The sequence below is a fragment of the Shewanella sp. SP2S2-4 genome (assembly GCF_031932025.1).
GTDB classification, from domain to species: Bacteria; Pseudomonadota; Gammaproteobacteria; order Enterobacterales; family Shewanellaceae; genus Shewanella; species Shewanella baltica.
Genome location: NZ_JAUOER010000003.1, coordinates 142,010 through 164,717, shown reverse-complemented (window position 1 = coordinate 164,717; position 22,708 = coordinate 142,010). Strand labels below are relative to the sequence as shown.

Sequence of the window (22,708 nt, the reverse complement as noted above, 5' to 3'; positions counted from 1 at the left end):
AGTCGCAAATGTATTGCTATTCAGGAAGGAGTAGCAATGAGCGGCTGAACACTTGTATATTCCAGATAAACGAGAGGAATGGTGATCTTTCGGCTTTTGATATCAGCCATTACTAGCTCAAACCCTGAGGACGCAATGACTGATATCCGCTTACTTCAGACTGAAAAGGTCAGGTTAAATCTTGATTAGGTTGATTTTTCACTGCGATAATCGTGGCACGTTTGGGCGCAGGATAACCTTCAACTGTTTTGGTGATGTCGTTAGGATCTAAGTATTCAACCAGTGACTCGTTAGGCATCCAGTCGGTACGGCGTTGCTCGGCAAGGGCTGTGACATCGGTATCGACACAACGGATATCAGTGAAATCACACTTCTTTAACCAGAGCATGAGCGCGGCAACGGACGGAATGAACCATACATTATTCATTTTGCCATATCTATCTTGAGGCATGAGTACGGCGTTTTCATCACCATCTATCACCAAGGTTTCTAGCACGAGCTCACCACCGGTGCGCAATTGATCACGCAGCTGTAACAAGTGATCGATAGGCGAACGTCTGTGATATAAAACGCCCATGGAGAAAACCGTGTCAAATGCATCGAGCGGTGGCAGTTCTTCAATGCCAAGAGGCAAAAGGTGCACAGGGTGATGTGTGCCCACTAACCGTTTTACGGCTTCAAACTGACATAAAAACAACGGTGAAGGGTCGATACCGACTACACGTTTGGCACCTGAGCCCAACATGCGCCACATGTGATAACCACTGCCGCAACCGACATCGAGCACAGTGCGGTTTTTCAGTGGTGAAATATGCTGCTTCACGCGATCCCATTTCCAGTCACTGCGCCATTCGGTATCGATATGAATGCCATGAATGTGGAAGGGACCTTTACGCCATGGCATAAACAGGCGCAGTAGGTTCTCTAGCTTCTCTTTTTCGCCAGAGCTAAGTTGCTCGCCGCTACCGACGGTCACGCTATCGACAAAATCCACTTGGTCGGGTGCAGGATAGTGCAGCTTGTTGAGCACTTTTTCCCACTTTGGCAAGTTGCCGTGTTTATGATCCCGTTGCCACTTGCCTAAAATGCTCGGCAGGGTTTCGAGCCAGTGTTGTAGATTTGAATCGGCGATTTGTTGGTAAAACGAGCTAAAGCTGATCACTTGATGGCCACCATAGAAGCAAAGTTAAAGCATTGGAACCAGAGACTAAAGTGACTGAAGCCTTGGCTGGTTAGGCGTTGTTGATGCGTGGTTAAGGTGTCAGGCTTCATGACATTTTCCAGCGCACTGCGTTTTTGGCTGATCTCTAGTTCGCTGTAGCCATTGGCGCGTTTAAAGTCTAAATGTTGCTCTTCCAATAGGGTTTGGATCGGGGCATCTTCAAAGCGAATTTTTTCCGACAGCACTAAAATCCCACTGGGGTTTAGGCCCTGATAAATTTTGGCTATCAGGGTTTCTCTGTCTTCTGGCGGTAAAAACTGCAAGGTAAAATTGAGTACCACCAGTGAGGCATTTTGAATATCGATATCGCGAATATCACCGCAAACCAGATCGACGTCTGTATCACTGACATAGGCATTCAGGTTCTCTTGGCAGCGGGCAACCATAGATTCGCTGTTATCAACGGCGATAATGCGGCATTGACGGCCTTGGATTTGGCGACGAATACTTAAGGTCGCGGCGCCGAGTGAGCAACCCAAATCGTAAATTTGAGTATTTGGCATGACGAAACGATCTGCAAAATCGCCTATGGTATTGATAATTTGCGTATATCCGGGCACGGAGCGGCGGATCATGTCACTGAACACGCCTGCTACACGGTTATCAAACTGGAAATCGCTAATATGCTCGCTCGCTTGAGCGTAGATAGTGTCTTGAGAAACGTTCATCTGAGATTTTTCATGGGAATTCAACCCGGCATTTTAACGAATCCGATCGATTAGCAGCAAGTCTCATACTGGTAATTTGCGATAAATTTTTGTCTAATACGCCATAGATAACAAAATCGTTACATGTACATCAAGTACTAAGGGCTCAACTTGAAGTTTGTGATCCACTTAATCGTGATCTTGTGCGGCTGTTTTTTGAGCATAACAGGGCAGGCAAGTCCATTGCCCGACGAGCCATTAATTGTGGTGATGGGTGAAGATAGCTTTCCCTATCAATATGTCGACAACGACGGCGAGCCGACCGGACTACTGGTCGATTTATGGAAAGAGTGGGCGAAACAAAGCCATACCCAAGTAGTTTTTGTGGCGCGCCATTGGCACGAGTCCCTTGATCAACTGCGGCAAGGTAAGGCGCAAGTGCATATCGGCATGGGGAAAACCCCTGAGCGTGAGCAAGAGTTCGACTTTGCTGTGCCCATCGCCGATGTTGGGACTTTTTTGTATTTGCATAAATCCCTGCAGGGTAAAAAGTCCATTAAAGAACTGATCCCATTTCAAATTGGTGTGGTGGCGGCTTCATCCCACGAAGCGGAATTGCACCGTATCGAACCTCAACTCGTGTTTAAACGCTACGAAAGTCGTGAGAAATTACTCGCTGGGGTCGCCGCCGGCGAGATTATGGTGTTTGCGGGCTTAGAAGGTTATTTGAAAGATCCCGCTTCGTCCCAAGAGGTTGCCGCGAATTATCCCAATACGGCGCGTATCCAAATTAAGGCGATGCAATTTGTTCCTGCGGTCAAAAAGGGCAATCTCGATTTAGTTGATAGGATCAATAAAGGTTTCACCGCGCTCGATCCGCACTTTATCCAACAAACAGAGCGACGATGGCTTGGCTATCAACGTCAACAAGCTGGGATTGTTATTTCCATGCAACTGGGCGCCGAGCCTTTTGTGGACTTAGGGGTCGATGGTTTACCCCATGGCTTGTATGTGGACATGTGGCAATTGTGGTCCGAGAAAACCGGAATCGCCGTTGATTTTATTTCTGGCGATATGAACTCCAGTGTGGATGATGTTCGTCGTGGTCTTGCCGATGCGCACATTGGTTATCCAGAGAGTGATGATGTCAAAACGGGGCTTAATCGGGCTTGGCACTTATATACGGTTAAGAGCCGCTTGTTTCTCTTTCAGCAGCAGTTGACCGATTTAGACAGCTTAAAAGGTAAACGTATCGGGGTGGTGCCGACGGCGCCTTATCTGGTGGAGTTACGTAAAGCCTTACCCCAAATGGCACTGCGTTATTACGACAATATGGATGCCATGGTCGCGGGCGCAAGATCGGGCGAGATTGTTGGCTTTGTGGCTTCGGGTGCATGGACATCCCATTATTTACTGCTCAATAAAGGCTGGTCTGACTTTAGCCAGTATCCCAATCTCGAATTTAGCACCAACATTTATGTGCTGACTCGCAGTGATGATCCTGGTCTGACGCAGCGGATCGCCAATGGCTTTAACAATATTAGCAATCAAGAGTTTGCCGATATTGAAAATAAATGGATGCTCAATCCCAAAGATCATGTTTTTTCCCAAGCTGAGCGCCATGTCAGCCTAAGCACTGTAGAACAGGCCTATGTGGAAAGTGTAGGCGAGCTTAAAGTGGGCTATTTAAAGCAGTGGCCGCCGATGGAGTTTATGGATGAGCAGGGCGAGTTTGCGGGGATCAATAGCGATATCGTCAAATTACTCAAGGAACAGCTCAAACTTAAGCTGACGCCCGTTGCCTTTGATGATTGGCATTCGTTAATCGACGCACTGCAAAAGGGCGAGGTGAGTTTAGCCGGCAGTGTCGCCCAAACGGCAGAGCGCCAGCAGCGTTTAGCGTTTAGTGAGGCATATTGGCCATCGCCGTGGGCATTAGTGTCGCAATTGGAGCAAGTCTCGGTATTCAATATTGCCCAGCTCGCAGGACAAAGGGTAGCTGTGGTCGAGGGCTATCATTTGGTGGCCCAATTGATGAGTCTAGAACCTTCACTCAAGTTAGTGATAGTGCCAAACACGCAGGCGGGATTGGCGGCGGTGACGAATGGCAATGCGGATGTGTTTATCGATAAAGTAGTGACGTTGGCCTCCGAACTTAAAACCAGCCACTACCCGACACTGAAAATGTCGCTGCTGAGCGATCTTGCCGATCAGCATAGCCATATTGGTGTTTATCCTCAGTTTGCGCCGCTGGTGCCACTGATTAACAAAGCCTTGGCTTTGGTTGATGCTCAACATCAACAAAAAATATATACGCGCTGGGTATCATTTACAGTGGCGACAGAAAGCGCTAACTATCTGCAATGGCTGCGTTATATCGTATTTGGCGTAATAGTCTTATGCTCAGTGATGGTGGCGGTGTTGTTCGTGAATCGCCGCTTAAATCGTGAGATCACCCAGCGATTAGTTGCTGAAAAACGTTTGCAGCATGTGGCGAACCACGATGCTTTGACTCAGTTACCGAACCGCGCCTTACTCGATGACAGATTAGCGCAAGCTTTGCTGTCCCATCAGCGCGAGCAAGCACACTTTTCCTTGCTATTCATCGATTTGGATGGCTTTAAACAGATTAATGATCAACATGGTCATCCGATTGGCGATGAATTGCTGGTACAGGTTGCCCAAAAGTTAACCAAGGTTATCCGTGGATCAGATACCGTGGCGCGATTTGGCGGCGATGAATTTGTTATCCTGCTAAATCGTGTGCAAGATCTCGATGCTGCAACCCAAGTTGCTGATAATATTCTACAGGCACTGTCGAGCCCTTTGCTTATTCAAGGCGTCAGTGTCAGCATAGCGGTCAGTATGGGCGTGGTGATTTATCCCCGCGATGGTGATACCGCGATAGGCTTATTGAAAAAAGCCGATCAACTGATGTACCAAGCAAAAAGTTGCGGCGGGCGTTGTTATCGCTCAGCTTGATGTTTTTTTGAACGCTCATGCTCAGATAGTGCGTTCGCCTCTAGTCAAGGGCGTAAAACTGTTTGATACTTCACCGCCTAAGTGTGAAGTACTTTGGTAATCGGCATTATTTTACTATAATGCCGCTTTTATCTCGTTTTGATTATTTCCAAAGCACCGGTTTCCGGATAAAGGATAGAGTTAGATGCGCAGTCATTATTGTGGAGACGTCAATAAGTCTCACGTTGGACAAGAAGTTACCTTGGTAGGTTGGGTTAATCGTAGCCGTGATTTGGGTGGCGTTGTCTTTTTAGATTTAAGAGACAGAGAAGGTCTGATCCAAGTGGTCTATGATCCAGACTTACCTGAGGTGTTCAATGTCGCCAGCACGCTGCGCGCCGAATTTTGCGTTCAGGTTAAAGGCCTAGTTCGCGCCCGTCCTGACAGCCAAGTCAATGGTCAAATGAAGACCGGTGAAATTGAAGTCTTAGGCCAAGCCCTGACTATCATCAACGCTGCCGATCCGCTGCCATTGAGCATGGATAACTACCAGAACAACAGCGAAGAGCAACGTCTTAAGTATCGTTACTTAGATTTACGTCGTCCAGAAATGGCGCAGCGATTAATTTTCCGCGCTAAAGTGACCAGTTCTGTGCGTCGTTTCCTCGACTCAAACGGTTTCTTAGACATAGAAACACCGATCCTGACCAAGGCAACCCCAGAAGGTGCCCGCGATTATTTAGTACCAAGCCGTACTTATAAAGGTCAGTTCTTTGCCTTGCCACAATCGCCACAGCTGTTTAAACAGTTGCTGATGATGTCAGGCTTTGATCGTTACTATCAAATCGTAAAATGCTTCCGTGATGAAGATTTGCGTGCCGACCGCCAGCCAGAATTTACCCAAATCGATATCGAAACGTCTTTCATGAGCTCTGAGCAAGTGATGGCGAAAACCGAAGAGATGATGCGCGGTCTGTTTCTTGAAATGCTGAATGTGGATCTGGGCGAATTCCCTCGCATGACCTACAACGAAGCGATGCGTCGTTTCGGTTCAGATAAGCCCGATTTACGTAACCCATTAGAGCTGGTGGACATTGCCGATTTACTCAAAGAAGTGGAATTTGCGGTATTCTCTGGTCCTGCAAACGACGAAGAAGGCCGTGTTGCTGCACTGCGTATTCCAGGCGGCGCTGCACTGTCTCGTAAGCAAATAGATGATTATACGAAGTTTGTTGGCATCTATGGTGCTAAAGGCTTAGCGTGGATGAAGATTAATGACCTAAGCCTTGGCTTAGAAGGCATTCAATCACCTGTGCTGAAATTCTTAAACGAAAGCATAGTCAATGAAATCGTCAGCCGCACTGGCGCGCAAACTGGCGATATTATCCTGTTTGGTGCTGACCAAGCGACAGTGGTTGCCGAATCTATGGGCGCACTGCGTCTTAAAGCGGGCGAAGATTTCAACTTATTACAAGGCGAATGGCGTCCACTGTGGGTGGTTGACTTCCCAATGTTTGAGAAAATCAACGGCAATTTCCACGCTGTTCACCATCCGTTCACCGCACCGCGCGGCGTCACGGCGGCAGAACTTGAAGCTAACCCAGCTAATCGCGTTTCTGATGCTTACGATATGGTATTAAACGGCTGCGAATTAGGCGGTGGTTCAGTGCGTATCCACAACCAAGAAATGCAGTCTGCTGTATTCCGTATTTTGGGTATTACCGACGAAGAAGCTAAAGAGAAGTTCGGCTTCCTGTTAGAAGCGCTGCGTTACGGTACTCCGCCACATGCAGGTTTAGCGTTTGGTTTAGACCGCATCATCATGCTGATGACGGGCGCTAGCTCAATCCGCGATGTGATGGCGTTCCCGAAAACGACTACAGCCGCTTGTCCGCTGACTAACGCACCAGGATTTGCTAATCCACAGCAGTTAGCTGAACTTGGCATTGCCGTGGTTGAGAAAGCTGTTAAAGCGGAAGACTGATCTTTTGTAAGAGGGCTTTTGTAAATTGATCTTATGCAAATTGATCTTATTCAAGTCGACGTTGTGTAACTCGTTTTGTGAAAGGCGATTGGCGTTAGTCTATTAGCATTAGTCCTTATCAGTTATTTTTATTCGTACCGAAAACCGAGGCTCAAGCCTCGGTCTGTTTTAGTGAACCGTCATTTCTTTGCTTATCAATATCAGTTAGTTCAATTCTAAATAGCCGTTATTCAATCCATTACACCTCGGCTCTTGATAAGCTATGCGATGACACCTCAGTTAAGGAGACTTCCCATGGCAGGTCACAGTAAATGGGCCAACATTAAGCACCGTAAAGCAGCTCAAGATGCTAAACGCGGTAAACTCTTTACTAAATTCATTCGCGAATTAACCGTCGCAGCCCGTGAAGGCGGCTCAGATCCCGATTCCAATCCACGATTACGTGTCGCCATTGATAAAGCCCTCGGCGGCAATATGACCCGAGACACGGTTGAGCGCGCGATTAAACGCGGCGCCGGTGAATTAGAAGGTCAGCAACTCGAAACCATTCTCTATGAAGGTTATGGCCCAGGCGGCACCGCTGTGATGGTCGAAACCATGACGGACAATCGTAATCGGACTGTGAGCGGTGTGCGCAATGCGTTCAGTAAATCGGGCGGCAACTTAGGCACGGATGGGTCGGTTTCTTATCTGTTCACTAAGCGTGGGGTGTTATCCTATGCGCCGGGAACCGATGAAGATGCATTGATGGAAGCGGCGCTTGAAGCGGGTGCGGAAGATATCGTCAGCTATGATGATGGCGCGATTGACGTCTTCACCGATCCCGTTGATTTCTATATGGTGAAAGATGTGCTCGATAAAGCGAGTTTTGTGGCAGATAACGCTGAAATCGCGATGATAGCCTCGACGAAAGCTGAGCTTGATCTAGACACAGCCGAAAAATTTATGCGCCTTATCGATACCCTTGAAGATCATGACGATGTGCAAGAAGTGTATCATAATGCGGAAATCTCCGATGACGTGATGGCAAGCCTAGGTTAGATTGACTGTGAGCTGGATTTGGGCGTCAATGTAGGCCAATTTCAGCTCGCACACGCTAACTTAGGAACAGGGACTCAATTTCAGATCCCATATAAGGCATTAAATGGCAATTATTTTAGGTGTTGACCCAGGTTCACGGATCACAGGCTACGGCGTGATCCAATGTCAGGGGCGGCATCAGATTTACCTCGGCAGTGGCTGTATTCGCACTTCGTCTGAAGAGCTTCCTGGTAGGCTCAAGCAAATTTTTGATGGGATCACTGAAATTATTCGTCAGTATCAACCGGACGAATTTGCGATTGAACGGGTATTTATGGCAAAAAATGCCGATTCTGCGCTCAAGCTTGGCCAAGCACGCGGAGCGGCCATTGTCGCCGCCACTGTCGCCAATTTACCTGTGGCGGAATACAGTGCGACTCAAATTAAAAGTGCAGTCGTTGGCACAGGGCGAGCACAGAAAGCCCAAGTACAACACATGATCCAACAACTACTTAAACTACCCGCAGCCCCACAAGCTGACGCCGCAGATGCACTCGGTGTTGCTGTGTGTCATTATCACACCAGCCAGAGTTTAATTGCATTGAGTGGCCGGGCAACGGCAAGAACATACGGACGGTACAGATGATAGGTCGTTTACGGGGCGTGTTAGTTGAGAAACAAGCGCCAGAAATTTTGATCGATGTTAATGGTGTGGGCTACGAGTTACAGATGCCGCTCACCAGTTTTTATGAGCTGCCTGAAGTTAACCATGAAACTATGGTCTACACCCATTTTGTGGTGCGTGAAGATGCACAGTTACTTTATGGTTTTATCACTAAGCAGGAAAGGGCGTTATTTCGCTTACTGATCAAGACCAATGGTGTAGGTCCCAAGCTTGCACTGACCATTTTATCTGGTATGACTGCAGGTGACTTTGTCGGTTGTGTTGAGCGTGATGACATAGTGACCTTAGTGAAATTACCGGGTGTTGGCAAGAAAACCGCCGAGCGGTTACTGGTAGAAATGCGCGATAAGCTCAAGAGCTTGATGGAAGCCTCTGCAGGCTCAGAGCGTGAGTTTGTGCTGCAATCTAATTACTCTCCTGCGCCGACAGTCAATAGCGCAGAAGAAGATGCTATTTCAGCTTTAATTTCGCTGGGTTATAAACCGCCGCAGGCGAGCAAATCGGTTTCTGCAGCCTACAAAGAGGGCATGGATTCAGAAACACTGATCAAAGCTGCCCTTAAGTCGATGCTTTAATTGAATGATGATAATTAAGATGAAAGCTGCGAGAAGGAATAATAATGATTGAGGCAGATAGACTCATCCAGCCGCAGATCCAAGCTCAAGATGAATCCATCGACAGGGCAATGCGCCCTAAAATGCTCGATGAATACACGGGCCAAGATGACACTCGGGCGCAACTTAAGGTGTTTATTCAAGCGGCAAAGAATCGTAATGAAGCCTTAGATCATATGTTGATCTACGGTCCGCCAGGACTGGGTAAAACCACCTTGGCTATGATTGTGGCGAACGAGATGGGGGTAAACATTAAATCCACCTCAGGGCCAGTGCTTGAAAAAGCGGGTGATCTCGCAGCTCTCTTGACCAATCTTGAATCCGGTGATGTGTTATTCATCGATGAAATCCATCGATTAAGCCCTGTGGTAGAAGAGATTTTGTATCCGGCGATGGAAGATTATCAGCTCGATATCATGATAGGTGAAGGGCCTGCTGCGCGTTCTATTAAGCTTGATTTACCGCCGTTCACTCTAGTAGGCGCTACAACACGGGCAGGGGCGTTAACCTCACCACTGCGGGCGCGTTTTGGGATCCCACTACGGCTTGAGTTCTATAACATCAAAGATTTAAGCACCATAGTCACGCGTTCGGCGCAGGTAATGGAGCTGGATATTGATGCCGAAGGTGCATTTGAAATTGCGCGCCGTTCCCGCGGCACACCGCGAATAGCTAACCGATTGCTGCGCCGCGTGCGCGATTACGCGCAGGTGAAGCATGATGGCGCAGTCACCAAGTTTGTGGCTGAACACGCTTTAGACTTGCTAGATGTGGATAGTGAAGGTTTCGATTATATGGATCGCAAGCTATTACTGGCTATTATCGACAAGTTTATGGGCGGACCCGTTGGGCTAGATAACTTAGCCGCGGCCATAGGCGAAGAACGTGAAACCATCGAAGATGTGTTAGAACCTTTCTTGATCCAGCAAGGGTTTATCCAACGTACGCCCCGCGGCCGCATTGCAACCGCACGGGCATACCAGCATTTTGAGCTAATCAAACCTGAATAACCATTTGCTTGATAATACCGATAATGAAAGGCGACCTAAGTGGTCGCTTTTTTATGGGTGAAATTTAACTTTGGTTACAATAGGGGTGAGATTTTGGCAAATCGAATAGCGTTTGAAATGGCGTTAAATATAAGACTTTTTAAAACTTGATAGCTATGAGTTTCTCATTATTAAGTTGTATCAGCATTCCAGAACTTCCCGTCTTTTTAAGCTCAGTATTTAGACGATTATAATAGATTTTATACAGAAAACTGTATATTTATAGTTAATTGACGCGAACCTAAACTAATTAACAAATGTATCTATTTAGTTTGTTTATTGAGCAGAAATATGAACTATCCACTATCAAAATTGATTTTCATTCTGAGATTAACTTAATTTAATAATTTGCCTTAGGTTACTAAATCCTCAACACAAATACTCACTACAGTTATCTTTTGCTAGGGTTTGGTATACGGAATAACTTGTAGCAATATTGTTTAAATTTCGAAGGTGATTTTCTTTGTGTGCATAAATAGCACAATTGATACTGTTTGTATCTTCTGCTATGCACTGATTTAGCAAGGTTATCTCCATAATTATGGCTGCATATAAGTTGCTAATGTTCATGACTATGCAATTTAAGTGGTGGTTAATCAGTATCTCATTCCAGTTTACGGCTCTCGCTTGAATAATTAAACGTGATCCTGATCACACTTTTTGATGCTGAACATGTTTCATAAAAGTAACTCGTTAACAGTGTTAATCACTTATTACTTGTCCTCATTAAGATTTAACTTCTAATAAAATATGATGCTTAAGTTTTATTGAAAATATGCGTCATAAATAAAAACAAAGTAACCTAGATTTTTTAACATTGCTTTTTCGTTGGTTAATATTTTGAGTGTTGACGGAGTTAAAGTGAATCCTCAGTATCGAGTGCAACACTAGTACATCAATAGTTGTACAAGCTGTAAGCATAAAAATAATAGTAAGATCTAGGGAGCATTCATACATGATCAAAAGAACCAAAGTTGCGTCGGCTATTAACTTAGCTATCGTTGCATCTATCACTTCAGGTGCATTTGTTACGACAAGCGTATTTGCAGCGGAAGAGAAAGCAAAAGTTGAACGTATTGAAGTCACGGGTTCACGCATTCAGCGCCAAGATATGGAAACAGCTTCTCCTGTGACCGTTATTGATGCTGCTGCGATTAAAGCGGAAGGTTTTACTTCTGTTGACCAAATGCTACAAGTACAAACATCTATGGCGGGTGCAGCCGTGGGTTCAAGCACTAACAATGGTGCTGATGGCGTCGCGCAAGTTGATTTACGTGGTATGGGTTCACAGCGCACGCTTGTATTACTGAATGGCCGTCGTATGGTGAACTCAGGTTCTGGTGCTGATAGTGCAGTGGATCTGAACTCAATCCCTGTGGCTATGATCGCACGTGTTGAAATTCTGAAAGATGGCGCCTCAGCGGTTTATGGTTCAGATGCGATTGCCGGTGTAGTGAACATTATCACTAAGAAAGACTTTGAAGGTTTCCAGCTCGATTTTAACGGCAGTGGCACTGACAAAGGTGACGGTGAGAGTGGTGATGTAAGTGCATTATATGGTTTCAACACAGAGGGTGGTAACTACACCTTTGGTGCTGCTTATGCTGACCGTCGTGGTGTTATCCAAGGTGATCGAGATTGGTATGACCCACTCGATAATACGAGTTCAATTATTCCAACTGGTGCATTAAACCAGAAGGTTATTGATGCAAATGGTAATTGGGTTAACAGAGCCACAGGTTATGATTATTCGAATGACGTTTACTTCCAAACGCCAAGCGAACGCCGTAGCTTATTTGCAAATATGACACAAGAGTTAGGTAATGATGTGGTACTAACCGCGGATGCTATCTATACCAATCGTCGTTCAAACCAACAGCTTGCGGCACAGCCTGCTCAAATCAAATTAAATGTTTGTGGCGACCCAAGAGTGACAGATCCAACTGCTGGTTGCCTTAATCTTGACCAAAGCATGGTTGATGCAGGGATTAAAGCTGACGCTCGCGGACAAGTGCAATATAACAGACGTATGAATGATGTTGGACCTCGTGTTTACAGCCAAGATACTGATACTTGGCGTTTATCTGGTGGATTAGCGGGTTCTTTGGATGTTCATACTGGTATGAACTGGAATGTGGACTACACATTTGGTAAGAACGAGGCTAAAACTGGTGTTGATAACTCAATTAACGCAACATTAATGGCTGCTTCTATTTATGCAGACCCATATGCGTGGTTTGAAGGGTCTCCACTGACGAATGAGATGAAAGACGTTTCGTATGACGAGAAATCAACTGGTGGCAATGAACAACAAACGTTGTCTGCAGGTTTGAATGGTGAACTCTTCGATTTAAGTGCGGGTGCTGTGGGCTTTGCGATTGGCGCTGAATACCGTCGTGAAAGTGGTTTCTATAATCCAGATCCAGTTGTTGTCGCTGGCGATAGTACTGCTGCTCAGCAAGACCCTACAAGTGGTAACTACAACGTTATCTCTATTTTCCAAGAAGTGAGCGTACCATTTACAGAAAAATTAACGGGTGAATTTGCACTGCGTTTAGATGATTATTCAACATTTGGTAAAGCAACTACGTGGAAAATTGGGTTGACATATGTCGCATCCGACGAACTTATGTTACGTACTGTCGCTGCTACAGGTTTCCGTGCTCCAAGTGTTGCTGAATTATATGGTGGTAATTCAGGTTCCTTTGATTATTTAACGAACCCTTGGTTACCTCTGAGTGAACAAACTGGACAGATTTTAGTTAATCGCACATCTGATGAAAATTTAAAACCTGAAGAATCTGAGTCATATACCGCTGGTTTAGTTTACTCACCAAGCTATATTGATGGTATGTCTCTGACTTTAGACTACTGGCGTTTCAAAGTAACCAATGCTATTGCTCGTGCAGATGTTCAAGTTGGTTTAGATGATTGTTATAAAGGTGATGCTGAAGCATGTAGTACATTCAATATTACTGCCGATGGTGATTTGTTTAATTTAACAAGTGCATTAACAAACGTTGGGTCACAGGATACTAGCGGTGTTGATTTCAACTTAGCTTATAGCTTTGCATTGTTTGGGTTAGACTGGAAAGTCAGTAATGACACTACATACCTCATTAATTATGAGCAAGATGGTGAAAACTATACTGGCACTATCGATGGGAACTTCGGTGCTTACTCTCGTGTTCGTAACAACTTCAGCATTTCTGCGGGTCAAGATGATTGGAGTGTAATGTACTTCAACCGCTATATCCGTTCTATGAATGATAATTACACTGACTATGATGTGAATGATGAACCATTTGCTGCGGTAAGAGGTGTTGATTCTATTCTGTATCACAATATTTCAGGGACTTATCACGTAAATGACAGCACCACAGTTAGCTTAGGTGTTAAGAACTTTACTGACGAGAAGCCTCTATACGTTACTAACGGTAGTGATGCAGGTACAGTTCCTGAAGTGTACGACACCATTGGCCGTACTATTTACGGTGGTGTAACGGTTAAGTTCTAAGCTAAGTTAATACTCTTAGTGTTTAAAAAGCGCCTTAGGGCGCTTTTTTATTGCGAAATGGAACCAGACACAGATTTTTGAGTGGCTAAGCATCATTTTACTCTTCACTTTTGAATAGCCAATTTTCGTTTAATTTTCCCTAAATTTCGTATTTTGTTCACAGTTTTCAACATCACACTTCTTAACGAATGTAATAGGTCTAGAGTCATCTCGATTCGCATGGTAATATAAATGATATAGATTCTCGTTTGGGTTTTAAGGATGAGTAAAATACTCTTAGTCGATGATGATCCCTTGTTTAGTGCTTGGTTGGCCGATGCCTTGGGCACGCAAGGACATGAAGTTGAATGTGCGGTGAATGGTGTCGATGGTCTGGCATGTATTGAACGTTTTGCACCCGACATCATAGTGCTCGATTTGGTCATGCCGCAAATGAATGGTTTTGAGCTGCTAAAAGCGCGGGAATGCTCAACGCCGGTATTGATGGTCTCTGCGCGGGATAATGAAGACGATCGCATCACAGGTTATGAATTGGGGGCCGATGATTTTTTGAGTAAACCATTTAGTATCAAAGAGCTATTTGTGCGCTTACGTGCTTTAGAGCGGCGTCTTTGTGTCAGTCAATCTCACTCGCCGCAAATAGCGACTGTGGCGGCGAAAGTGATTAACTTTGATGATATGAGTTATAGGATCACCATTGGTACACGGTATGTAGATTTGACTCAAACCGAATTTAAATTATTTAAATATCTGTTTGAAAGAAAAGGTCAAGTCATCACGAAACAAGAGTTGCAACGCTCAGTATTACAAAAAGATCTGGGCCGATTTGACCGCAATCTTGATATGCACATTAGTAACACGCGCCGTAAATTAGCCAACATCAGCTTGCCGCGTAACTTAATCAATACAGTGCGAGGCCAAGGTTATAGTTTTATGGCTTAACACCATCGTTTACCACCTCGTTAACGGCTAAGTTTGAGGGATGTTTGGCGTGAAACTTGGTCAATAAAAGGTCGACTGCAACTGCCTTGACTGATTTTACTGGCTTTCGTTTTCCCCTTGGGATGTTTTGGTTTATCCTATCGGCCATATAATAAAATGTGCCGCGTGCTATCAGTCGCGTGCCATTAACTGCCCTTAGCTTTAACAACCTATTAGGAATCATTATGCGGATCAGTGCCAACTTTGATGGCGGAAATATCCAAGTCGTCAATCTTGATAATAAAGACGATATTCAACTTGCTATTCGTCCCGATGCGGGCGGCGAGTTTTATCAATGGTTCAATTTTCGATTCGAAGGTGAGGTGGGTAACCATTACACCTTAAATATCATCAACGCGGGGACGGCTTCCTATACCAAGGGATGGGAAGACTATCAAGCAGTAGCCAGTTACGACCGTCAGCATTGGTTCCGTATTCCTACACAGTATAAAGACGGCAAACTGAGCATTAGCTTAGAGCTGGATTGCGATGCGATTCAAATCGCTTACTTTGCGCCATACAGCTATGAGCGTCACTTAGATTTACTCAGCAGCGCCCAGTTACACCCAGATGTCAATTTAGAGCATTTGGGCCTGACCTTAGATGGCCGCGATATTACCCTGATGAAAGTAGGGAATGGCGATCCTTCTAAACGCAATATTTGGATCACCGCCAGACAACATCCGGGCGAAACCATGGCTGAATGGTTAGTCGAAGGTCTGGTGAATCGGTTACTCGATAATGATTGCCCAACTGCCAAAGCGCTGCTCGACAAAGCCAATTTCTATATAGTGCCGAACATGAATCCCGATGGCAGTGTCAGAGGCCATCTGCGTACCAATGCGATTGGCATCAATCTTAACCGCGAGTGGCAAACGCCGAGTTTAGAAAAGAGTCCCGAGGTGTACCACGTTGTCAACAAGATGCAGCAAACCGGTGTCGACTTGTTTTATGATGTCCACGGCGATGAAGGCTTACCTTATGTGTTTCTAGCGGGTTGTGAGGGCGTGCCTGCCTACAATGATAAGCTGGCGCAGCTGCAAGCGGACTTCAGTCAAGCATTGACCTTAGCCAGTGCCGATTTCCAAACTCAGTTTGGCTATGACAAAGACGAGCCAGGCCAAGCGAATCTAACGGTTGCCTCTAATTGGGTCGCTCAGACCTTTGAGTGTTTATCCAATACCCTCGAAATGCCTTTTAAAGACAATAACAATCTGGCCGATCCTTTTGTGGGTTGGTCGCCAGAGCGCAGTATTTATTTAGGTGAAGCATCGCTTATCGCCATGCTCGCCGTTGTTGATAAATTACGTTAGGGCGAGGCTGATATGGCATTAATTGAATGTCCAGTGTGTCGCAAGCGGATGTCGAGTAAGGCGCCTTCATGTCCCCATTGTCAAGCGAGCACCAATGGTGACAATGAGTCTTTATCGCGCATTAGTCATATTCAAAAGTCCAGCAGCTTAATGAATCAGAGTTTTGTTGCTATGACCTTGTTTATTGCTGGTGTGGTGATTTGGTTTTGGGGTGGTGAACCTGCCGAAGGTATGCGGGCGAATATAGCTGGAATATGCTTTGTGTTTGGTTTTGTGGGTTATCTCATCACACGAGTCAGAATCGTGTTACATAAGCGGAAAAGTGTATGACAGATATTAATCAAGTGATCGATCAAATGCCCATTGAAGTCTATCAAAGGCTTCGTACTGCAGCAGAGCTGGGTAAGTGGGAAGATGGCACTGTGTTAAGTGAAGCGCAGCGTGAATCGACCCTGCAGGTCGTGATGTTGTATCAAGCTCGCAAGCTTGAGCAAACTGAGCATTTCACTATTGCGCCTGACGGTAAAATCAATGAATTGTCTAAAGCCGAGCTGAAAAAGCAATTCCGCGGTGAGCCGATTGCTGAGTTTAAAGTGCAGGATTTATAAATTACTCACTGACTTCAAGGTGGTTTGAGTTTGCTAAGATGTTAGGCGTGGATCTAGGACTAGCTGTTTATGTGACGTTAATATTGATTTAGTATCAAATAACTTCAATGCAAATAGCCTCTGTAAATAGCTCTCTGTAAAAGCACCTAGACAAGTACTCATTTGACGTCGTTTAATCTGAGTTAACATAAAAAAGCCCATTAAATATGGGCTTTTTTGTTGCTAGTGATTGAGAACTACGAACAGATTAACAGACACTATCTTTAATCTATGCTCAATTCACCGACCAAGTTTTGTAACATGGCTGCTTTTATCTCGGCTGGCTGCAAATTTTTAGATAGTAAATAATGCAGTTTAGCTAAGGCTGCTTCTATAGTCATATCGGCGCCACTGATCACGCCCGCTTTTGCGAGTGCATTGCCTGTGGCGTAGCCGCCCATATTCACCTTACCTTGGAAACACTGGGTAAGATTCACCAGCACTATGCCACGTTCATCCGCTTGCCTTAAGGTTTTGAGTAAGGCAGCATCCTGCGGCGCGTTACCCACACCAAATGTCAGTAGTATGAGGGCTTTAACCGGCTGCTGCAGAATGTTCTCAAAAATCTGGGTCGAGATACCTGGATACAAAGTCACCACACCGACAGGCTGCGGGCTAATATGCGCCACTTCCAATGGGGTATCGTTGGCAACGGTGATTTTGCCAGCGCGCAGATTGATTTTGATCCCAGCTTCAAGCAGTAGCGGGAAGTTAGGCGAAGCAAAAGCATCGAAACCGTCGGCATGGGCCTTAGTCGAGCGATTACCTCGAAAGAGTTTGTTGTTGAAGAATAAACACACTTCTGCGACCGGATAATTCGCCGCAATATAGAGTGAATTTAATAAATTAGTTTGTCCGTCTGAGCGCAGCTGGGCGAGGGGAATTTGTGAGCCCGTTACTATCACAGGTTTTGACAAGCCTTGCAGCATAAACGACAGCGCCGAAGCCGTATACGCCATGGTATCTGTGCCATGGAGGATCACAAAGCCATCGTATTTATCGTAATTAGCTTGTATGTCATCAGCGATCATCTGCCAATCAGTCGGCGCCATATTGGAAGAGTCGATAAGTGGGCAATATTCGTGGATCACGAATGTCGGCATTTCTTCATGGTAAAACTCGGGCATAGATTGCACGCACTGAGTCAGGAATCCCGCCACGGGGACGAAGCCGTTATCGGTTTTTTGCATACCTATGGTGCCGCCTGTATAGGCAACATAAATGGAGCGTTTAGTCATTCTTGTCGTTTTCTTAGCTTCAAGTGGCCGAATTATACGATTTAACTGACATAAACCCAATAAAAAAGCCCGGAGATCCGGGCTTTGTCTTTGTCATCATCTTGAAGTTGCGAGCTGCAACCTAGACGCTGGCAGATTTAGTTCATCATGTTGCAAGTATCGCAGTAGATGTAGACGTTATTTGGATCATCAAAAGAGGTTAACGTTTTCAAGCTGCTGGTCCATTGCGCTAGCATTTGCTCTAACATCGATGATTGGCTCAGTGAGGCGGGCAGGTAGCTCGAGACTGAGGCAAACATCTGTTGCATAAAGCGTTGCTCTGGTGTCAGTTCTTGTTCGATAACGCGGGTATCAAATAGTGTCATATCAGCGAGTTTAGCGGCTTTAGCAATCGCCTCATCTAAATCACCCAGTTCATCGACTAAGCCAAGCTCAAGGGCTTTTTTACCACTCCAAACACGGCCTTGGGCAATCTTATCGACTTGTTCTATGGTCATTTTACGTTCTTTAGCGACCAGCGAGATAAAGTCTAAATAGCCACGTTCAATATGACGTTGGATAATCGCTTCAACTTGCGGTGACAGCGTGCGCGTCACAGACAATCCCGCCCATTCCGACGTCGATACGCCATCGGTATGCACGCCTATGCTGGCCAGAGAATCTTCGAAGGTGGTGATCATGCCGAAGATCCCAATTGAGCCCGTGAGCGTGGTTGGCGTTGCGAAGATGTAGTCGGCACTGGCCGAAATCCAATAACCACCCGATGCGGCTAAACTGCCCATACTGACGACAACAGGTTTGCCCGCTGCTTTAAGTGCCAGTAATTCTTGACGAATTTGCTCCGAGGCAAAGGCGCTACCGCCAGGGCTATCGACGCGCAGCACTAAGGCTTTAACGTGTTTATCGAAACGGGCCTTACGTAACAGCTCGGCAGTGCTTTCGCCGCCAATTTGGCCCGCAGGTTGAGTGCCGTTCAGAATCGTACCGCTTGCGACAATAATGCCGACACTGTCTTGCTCAACAAAGCTTGGCAATGGCGTCACTAAGGTTAAATAATCATAAAAACTCACCTGCTTGAAACTGTCACCGCTGCTGGCTTTGCCCATGGTTTCTAGCATGGTTTGACGAAAATCTTCCGTGGTAGCTAAGCTATCAACCCATTTCATGTTGATGGCCATTGCCGCAGAGTCACCATTGGCTTTATCGAGCTCGGCCAAATAAGTGGTTGCATCGGGCACCAGCGAGTTAGGCTCAATATTGCGATTGCCTGCGACAGTCTGGGTGTAGCTTTGCCATACATCCGCTAAAAGCGCGCTGCTGGCTTCGCGAGCGGCGTCGGACATATCGTCACGCATGTAGGGTTCAACCGCGGATTTAAAGGTCCCTACGCGGAAAATATGCGCTTTAATTTTGAGTTTATCTAAGGCCGATTTGAAGTACTGGTTGTACATACTCAGACCATCAAGCGACACGCCGCCTTGGGGATTGAGGTAAATGGTGTCGGCAAAACTGGCGAGGAAATATTGATTTTGTTCGTAGTAATTGCCTATGGCGACCACTCTTTTACCGCTTTCTTTAAAGCGATTGAGCGCATCACCGATAGATTGCAGCTTACTGATCCCGGCACGTTTCAAATCGGCTAGATCAAGTACTAGGGTACTTATCCTTTGATCTTGCGCGGCATTATCAATCACATATAGCACATCGGCGAGCAGGATTTCCCCATCGGCATTGCCATTATTGCCTTGCTTGAATGCGGCTTCTAAGGGATCGACCTGTTGCTTCTGATCGACAATCGAACCAGCCAGATTAAGCACCAGTGCTGAATTATCTTCAACTTGAATATCTTCGCTGCTGCCAATGGAGATGATAATGGCGGCTAAGATGCCAAAAAAGATCAGATTGAGTATCAGTTTACGCGTCCCGTTGAGGGTGTGCCAAATAAACAAACATATTCTCTTGAAAAACGATGGGTTAGCGGACATTTGCCACTCCTTTATAAGTCCAATCTGCCCATGCTAACTGAAAATGGCGCTACAGGCTAAACACAATTGTAAAGGATTTTGACTAATGGCCTCGATCCAACGGTTGAGCTTAGATTTGACTCAAGGTATGCTGATTTAAATCACTTGTTTTAAAAGGATGTTTGAATGTCGTTTCCCCATTTATTAGAACCCTTAGATCTGGGATTCACCCAGCTCAAAAACCGCGTGCTTATGGGCTCAATGCACACAGGTTTGGAAGAAGAAAAGGGCGGATTTGAGAAACTGGCAGCGTTCTACAAAGAACGCGCTCTGGGCGGCGTGGGTTTGATTGTAACGGGCGGTATTTCCCCCAATCTTCGCGGTCGCCTTACGCCCCATGCCTGTCAGCTGAGTTTTCCTTGGCAAGTCGGTAAGCATCGCGTGGTCACGCAGGCTGTACATGAGGCCGGCGGTAAGATCTGCATGCAAATTTTGCATGCGGGCCGCTACGGTTATCATCCTTTTTCCCAAGCACCGAGCAAAATTAAATCACCCATTACACCTTTTACGCCGTCTGCTATGTCTAGTCGCCAAGTGCGCTCGACCATTAAGGATTACGCCAGCTCAGCCGCTCTTGCCAAGAAAGCCGGTTACGATGGCGTTGAGGTGATGGGATCTGAAGGCTATTTGATCAATCAGTTTGTCAGTGCGCGCACCAACACCCGCACCGATGAATGGGGTGGTGCGTTTGAAAAGCGGGCGCAATTCCCGATTGAGATTGTTAACGCGATACGGGCAAAAGTCGGTAAAGACTTCATCATTATCTTCCGTTTATCTATGCTCGATCTAGTGGATAACGGCTCGACTTGGGATGAAGTGGTGCAGCTCGCCCAGTGGTTAGAGCAAGCTGGCGTGTCTATTTTAAATACTGGTATTGGTTGGCATGAAGCGCGCGTACCGACCATTGCGACAAGTGTGCCCCGCGGCGCCTTTGCGTGGGTGACTGAAAAGCTCAAACAATCAGTTTCTGTGCCCTTAATTGCGACTAACCGCATTAACACCCCTGAGATTGGTGAGCAGATTATCGCCTCTGGTCAAGCTGACATGGTATCGATGGCGCGGCCTTTCCTCGCTGATCCTGAGTTTGTGAATAAAGCCGCGGCGAACACTCCGGAGCTTATCAACACCTGCATTGGCTGTAACCAAGCATGTCTTGACCATACCTTTTCCCTCAAGCGCGCAACCTGCTTAGTGAATCCTCGCGCCTGTTATGAGACTGAAATCAACTTCTTACCCACAGCAAATAAAAAGCGTATTGCGGTGATGGGGGCAGGCCCTGCGGGCATGGCGTTTTCTGTTTATGCCGCCATGCGTGGCCATGATGTTGTCTTGTTTGAAGCGAAATCCGAGGTGGGTGGACAGTTTAATCTCGCCCGTAAAATCCCTGGAAAGGAAGAGTTTAACGAGACTATCCGTTATTTCATCAATCAAATTAAGTTGCATAAGGTGGAGCTGAGATTAAACACTCGCCTCGATGCCAGCGTATTGGCGACCGAAAAATTTGATGAAGTAGTGATAGCGTCAGGCGTTGTGCCGCGTGATTTAGTCTTACCCGGCTTTGATGACCCACGGGTGGTCGATTATCAAAAAGTGCTCTCGGGTGAAGTGACTGTCGGTAATACGGTGGCTTTGATTGGTGCTGGCGGTATCGGATTTGATATGGCGCATTACTTATGTGAGCGCCAATCTAGCACCTTGGACCCAGATAAATGGCTGCAACAGTGGGGCATAGATAAAACTTACCAGCATGCGGGCGGCCTAACAGAACCACATTCCGACAATACCGATCATCGTAAGGTCTATTTACTGCAACGTAAAACGTCGAAGATGGGCAAGGGCTTAGGTAAAACCACCGGCTGGATCCATCGTCTTGTGCTTAAGCAACATGATGTGAAGATGAAAACAGGCGTGAGTTACGATAAGTTTGATGACGCGGGTTTACATATTCGCGTTGGCGAGCAAGCAGAAGTATTGCCAGTGGATAATGTTATCCTCTGCGCTGGCCAAGAATCGAATCGCACTTTGGTGGATGAGATGAAAGCGACAGGCATGCCAGTGCATTTAATTGGCGGTGTCGATGTCGCCGCAGAACTTGATGCTAAACGGGCGATTCGCCAAGGCGCCGAACTGGCGATGCGTTTATAGTCATTTTCAAAAGCCCATATAGCATCTAAAGCCTGAGTCTTAATCAGGCTTTTTTATTGCCTTTTCAACATAGTTGCCGCAAATACGCTAAGGTTTAAATGCTTAAATTAAGCAACATAACTCGCCCATAACCCACGCAGAGGGAACCGCTATGCAGCTTAACACTGTCTTTAACGCTAAGATCACCATCAGCCTTATCACTTGCCTATTATGTGGATTAATGGTGAGTTTTTCGGCCCACAGTACTCCACCGTTTGACGCGCAGCGTGCTAAAAATGCCGGTGCCGATGAATACGGTATGAAGCACTATGTAATGGCTTTTTTAAAGCGGGGCCCTAATCGGGATAGAACACAGGCACAGGCCGAACAATTGCAAAGGGCGCATTTGGACAATATCACCCGCCTTGCCAATGAGGGCAAATTAGTGCTGGCGGGGCCCTTTTTACACGATGGCGAATTACGCGGTATTTATGTCTTTGACGTTAATACGGTTGAAGAGGCAAAAGCCTTAACGGAAACCGATCCTGCAATTCAAGCGGGCAGTCTAGTGCTGGAATTATTACCTTGGTATGGCAGTGCGGCGCTGACAGAGGTCAATGAGCTGCATAGGGTGATGGCGAAAAAAGACATTTAAACCGCTAGGCTCAATTAGCCCCTATCA

General features: G+C 46.1%; 17 protein-coding genes. 13 read left to right on the top strand and 4 right to left on the bottom strand.

The window, feature by feature from the left end:
• Positions 1 to 169: 169 nt before the first annotated feature.
• Positions 170 to 1,162 carry a tRNA 5-methoxyuridine(34)/uridine 5-oxyacetic acid(34) synthase CmoB gene (gene cmoB / locus Q4Q54_RS04390; protein ID WP_311987802.1) on the bottom strand — a complete coding sequence of 331 codons (993 nt, stop codon included), beginning with the start codon at positions 1,160 to 1,162 and terminating at the stop codon, positions 170 to 172.
• Entirely contained in the window at positions 1,159 to 1,890 is a 732-nt protein-coding gene (gene cmoA / locus Q4Q54_RS04385; protein ID WP_311987801.1) for a carboxy-S-adenosyl-L-methionine synthase CmoA, read from the bottom strand. The genes cmoB and cmoA overlap by 4 nt, the downstream gene beginning before the upstream one ends.
• 150 nt (positions 1,891 to 2,040) lie before the next feature.
• Here cmoA and Q4Q54_RS04380 point away from each other — a divergent pair, with 150 nt between their 5' ends.
• From Q4Q54_RS04380 to Q4Q54_RS04330, 11 genes are all read left to right on the top strand, one after another.
• A complete protein-coding gene (locus Q4Q54_RS04380) occupies positions 2,041 to 4,851 on the top strand; it encodes a transporter substrate-binding domain-containing protein (protein ID WP_311987800.1) in 2,811 nt (936 codons plus the stop codon).
• A 184-nt stretch (positions 4,852 to 5,035) separates the two neighbouring features.
• A complete protein-coding gene (gene aspS / locus Q4Q54_RS04375) occupies positions 5,036 to 6,814 on the top strand; it encodes an aspartate--tRNA ligase (protein ID WP_287479486.1) in 1,779 nt (592 codons plus the stop codon).
• Positions 6,815 to 7,108: 294 nt separating this feature from the next.
• A complete protein-coding gene (locus Q4Q54_RS04370) occupies positions 7,109 to 7,855 on the top strand; it encodes a YebC/PmpR family DNA-binding transcriptional regulator (protein WP_115334537.1) in 747 nt (248 codons plus the stop codon).
• Positions 7,856 to 7,958: 103 nt separating this feature from the next.
• The gene (gene ruvC, locus Q4Q54_RS04365) at positions 7,959 to 8,480 is read left to right on the top strand and encodes a crossover junction endodeoxyribonuclease RuvC (RefSeq protein ID WP_006081743.1); all 522 of its coding nucleotides are present in this window, start codon (positions 7,959 to 7,961) and stop codon (positions 8,478 to 8,480) included.
• Positions 8,477 to 9,094, top strand: coding sequence for a Holliday junction branch migration protein RuvA (gene ruvA, locus Q4Q54_RS04360; RefSeq protein WP_311987799.1), 618 nt, complete (start codon positions 8,477 to 8,479; stop codon positions 9,092 to 9,094). Before ruvC ends, ruvA begins: the two co-directional genes overlap by 4 nt.
• Before the next feature lie 44 nt (positions 9,095 to 9,138).
• The gene (gene ruvB / locus Q4Q54_RS04355) at positions 9,139 to 10,143 is read left to right on the top strand and encodes a Holliday junction branch migration DNA helicase RuvB (protein WP_006081741.1); all 1,005 of its coding nucleotides are present in this window, start codon (positions 9,139 to 9,141) and stop codon (positions 10,141 to 10,143) included.
• Between the two features lie 994 nt (positions 10,144 to 11,137).
• Positions 11,138 to 13,699: a TonB-dependent receptor gene (locus Q4Q54_RS04350; RefSeq protein ID WP_311987798.1), complete on the top strand. Its 2,562-nt coding sequence runs from the start codon at positions 11,138 to 11,140 to the stop codon at positions 13,697 to 13,699.
• 261 nt (positions 13,700 to 13,960) lie between these two features.
• The gene (locus Q4Q54_RS04345; RefSeq protein ID WP_311987797.1) at positions 13,961 to 14,641 is read left to right on the top strand and encodes a response regulator transcription factor; all 681 of its coding nucleotides are present in this window, start codon (positions 13,961 to 13,963) and stop codon (positions 14,639 to 14,641) included.
• 224 nt (positions 14,642 to 14,865) lie between these two features.
• Positions 14,866 to 15,993 (top strand): M14-type cytosolic carboxypeptidase, encoded by a 1,128-nt coding sequence (locus tag Q4Q54_RS04340; RefSeq protein WP_006086776.1) that lies wholly within the window; start codon positions 14,866 to 14,868, stop codon positions 15,991 to 15,993.
• A 12-nt stretch (positions 15,994 to 16,005) separates the two neighbouring features.
• Complete coding sequence (locus Q4Q54_RS04335; protein WP_006081737.1) at positions 16,006 to 16,323, top strand: hypothetical protein; 318 nt, start codon at positions 16,006 to 16,008, stop codon at positions 16,321 to 16,323.
• Positions 16,320 to 16,601: a DUF1315 family protein gene (locus Q4Q54_RS04330; protein ID WP_311890867.1), complete on the top strand. Its 282-nt coding sequence runs from the start codon at positions 16,320 to 16,322 to the stop codon at positions 16,599 to 16,601. The genes Q4Q54_RS04335 and Q4Q54_RS04330 overlap by 4 nt, the downstream gene beginning before the upstream one ends.
• 263 nt (positions 16,602 to 16,864) lie before the next feature.
• On the opposite strand, the gene ansA is transcribed toward Q4Q54_RS04330, so the two are convergent.
• Positions 16,865 to 17,878, bottom strand: a complete 1,014-nt coding sequence (gene ansA, locus Q4Q54_RS04325; RefSeq protein ID WP_006086774.1) for an asparaginase — start codon at positions 17,876 to 17,878, stop codon at positions 16,865 to 16,867.
• Positions 17,879 to 18,015: 137 nt separating this feature from the next.
• On the bottom strand, positions 18,016 to 19,863 hold the full coding sequence (gene sppA / locus Q4Q54_RS04320; protein WP_311987796.1) for a signal peptide peptidase SppA: 1,848 nt from the start codon (positions 19,861 to 19,863) through the stop codon (positions 18,016 to 18,018).
• Between the two features lie 165 nt (positions 19,864 to 20,028).
• Here sppA and Q4Q54_RS04315 point away from each other — a divergent pair, with 165 nt between their 5' ends.
• Positions 20,029 to 22,047, top strand: coding sequence for an NADPH-dependent 2,4-dienoyl-CoA reductase (locus tag Q4Q54_RS04315; RefSeq protein ID WP_311987795.1), 2,019 nt, complete (start codon positions 20,029 to 20,031; stop codon positions 22,045 to 22,047).
• Positions 22,048 to 22,198: 151 nt separating this feature from the next.
• Positions 22,199 to 22,681, top strand: coding sequence for a YciI family protein (locus tag Q4Q54_RS04310; RefSeq protein WP_259509724.1), 483 nt, complete (start codon positions 22,199 to 22,201; stop codon positions 22,679 to 22,681).
• Positions 22,682 to 22,708 lie beyond the last annotated feature (27 nt).

Excerpts from the sequence above, each read along its gene's own strand:
- Q4Q54_RS04345 (WP_311987797.1), top strand. The coding sequence starts at position 13,961 with ATGAGTAAAATACTCTTAGTCGATGATGATCCCTTGTTTAGTGCTTGG.
- Q4Q54_RS04315 (WP_311987795.1), top strand. The coding sequence starts at position 20,029 with ATGTCGTTTCCCCATTTATTAGAACCCTTAGATCTGGGATTCACCCAG.
- Q4Q54_RS04310 (WP_259509724.1), top strand. The coding sequence starts at position 22,199 with ATGCAGCTTAACACTGTCTTTAACGCTAAGATCACCATCAGCCTTATC.
- Q4Q54_RS04340 (WP_006086776.1), top strand. The coding sequence starts at position 14,866 with ATGCGGATCAGTGCCAACTTTGATGGCGGAAATATCCAAGTCGTCAAT.
- ruvB (WP_006081741.1), top strand. The coding sequence starts at position 9,139 with ATGATTGAGGCAGATAGACTCATCCAGCCGCAGATCCAAGCTCAAGAT.
- sppA (WP_311987796.1), bottom strand. The coding sequence starts at position 19,863 with ATGTCCGCTAACCCATCGTTTTTCAAGAGAATATGTTTGTTTATTTGG.
- Q4Q54_RS04350 (WP_311987798.1), top strand. The coding sequence starts at position 11,138 with ATGATCAAAAGAACCAAAGTTGCGTCGGCTATTAACTTAGCTATCGTT.
- ansA (WP_006086774.1), bottom strand. The coding sequence starts at position 17,878 with ATGACTAAACGCTCCATTTATGTTGCCTATACAGGCGGCACCATAGGT.
- Q4Q54_RS04330 (WP_311890867.1), top strand. The coding sequence starts at position 16,320 with ATGACAGATATTAATCAAGTGATCGATCAAATGCCCATTGAAGTCTAT.
- Q4Q54_RS04335 (WP_006081737.1), top strand. The coding sequence starts at position 16,006 with ATGGCATTAATTGAATGTCCAGTGTGTCGCAAGCGGATGTCGAGTAAG.
- ruvC (WP_006081743.1), top strand. The coding sequence starts at position 7,959 with ATGGCAATTATTTTAGGTGTTGACCCAGGTTCACGGATCACAGGCTAC.
- ruvA (WP_311987799.1), top strand. The coding sequence starts at position 8,477 with ATGATAGGTCGTTTACGGGGCGTGTTAGTTGAGAAACAAGCGCCAGAA.
- cmoA (WP_311987801.1), bottom strand. The coding sequence starts at position 1,890 with ATGAACGTTTCTCAAGACACTATCTACGCTCAAGCGAGCGAGCATATT.
- aspS (WP_287479486.1), top strand. The coding sequence starts at position 5,036 with ATGCGCAGTCATTATTGTGGAGACGTCAATAAGTCTCACGTTGGACAA.
- Q4Q54_RS04370 (WP_115334537.1), top strand. The coding sequence starts at position 7,109 with ATGGCAGGTCACAGTAAATGGGCCAACATTAAGCACCGTAAAGCAGCT.